At 58.4% G+C, this 1,198-nt stretch carries 1 protein-coding gene; it reads right to left on the reverse strand.

Features of this window, described 5'->3' with window-relative positions; translation table 11 throughout:
* Positions 1 to 27: 27 nt before the first annotated feature.
* Positions 28 to 1,136 (reverse strand): IS3 family transposase gene (locus V7714_RS20545; RefSeq protein WP_335711403.1). Its coding sequence is split into 2 segments (ribosomal slippage): positions 28 to 887 and positions 887 to 1,136, totalling 1,110 coding nucleotides; the frame shifts between segments, so codons are not numbered across the junction.
* Positions 1,137 to 1,198 lie beyond the last annotated feature (62 nt).

Below are 1,198 nucleotides of genomic sequence, written 5' to 3' on the forward strand. Positions count from 1 at the left end.
CTGACCTTCCCCCAATCGGTCTACCACTCATAAATTAGCAATCTGAGCGGTTGGGGGTTGATGTCTCTCCCGGTATTCCTCCGGGGTCAAATAGCCCAGCGCACTATGTGGTCGGGCCGCGTTGTAATCGAGACGCCATGCCTCGATCTTCTCTTGCGCATCGTGCAGGTTTCGGAAGGTATGCTGATTCAAACACTCCTCTCGGAACCGGCCGTTGAAGCTTTCTATATGGGCATTGTCCACCGGCTTGCCTGGCCGAATGAACTGCAACCGGACACCATGTTCGTAAGCCCATTCATCCAATGCCTTACTGGTGAACTCCGATCCATTGTCCACCTGGATCTGGCTGGGTAACCTACCCAGGCTTCTCAGCCCATCCAGCACCCGCGCAACGCGTTTACCCGATAGCGAGTGATCCACCTCGATCCAGACTGCTTCCCGATTCCAGGTGTCGATGACGGTCAACGTTCTGATCCGACGCCCATGCCAGAGCGTATCGGCCACGAAATCCATGGACCAGCGCTGGTTCGGTCCGCTGGGAGGCGGCTGCACCACACGCAGGTGGCTTGGCCGCTTGCGCCGACGGCGTAGCCGCAGGGATAGCCCGGCTTCCCGGTAAACCCGTTCGACGCGCTTGTGATTGACCCGCCAACCTTCACGTTGCAGCAGCACGTGCAACCGCGGCGAACCAAAGCGACGACGTTGCTCAGCCAGCTCACATAGCCGCTGCCGAAGCTCCACATCCTCGTCCGGCGTAGGTACTCGCCGGAAGGTCTTGCGCGTCACCATCACAAGCCCGCAGGCCCGCCGCTCGGAGATGCCGTGCCGTTCGATCAACTGCCTTGCTGCGGCACACCGTGCTGCGGGCCGAGTCAGTTTTTTCCCAGCACTTCCTTGAGCATGTCGATATCCAACGCCTGGTTGGCGACCAGACGCTTGAGTCGAGCATTCTCTTCTTCAAGTTGCTTAAGCCGCTTGGCTTCGGACGCATCCATGCCGCCGAACTTGTTTCGCCAGTTGTAGAAGGTTGCATCCGAGATGCCGTGCTTGCGGCAAAGCTCTGCCGCTGCAATACCCGCTTCGGCTTCCTTCAAAATGGCGATGATCTGCGCTTCAGTGAATCGGGACTTCCTCATGAGGGGCTCCTTTGCCCTTCATGCTAACTAATTCTTGGTAGACCTGCGTGGGGGAAGGTCAA

The organism is Chitinimonas sp. JJ19 (assembly GCF_036961565.1).
GTDB lineage: Bacteria > Pseudomonadota > Gammaproteobacteria > Burkholderiales > Chitinimonadaceae > Chitinimonas.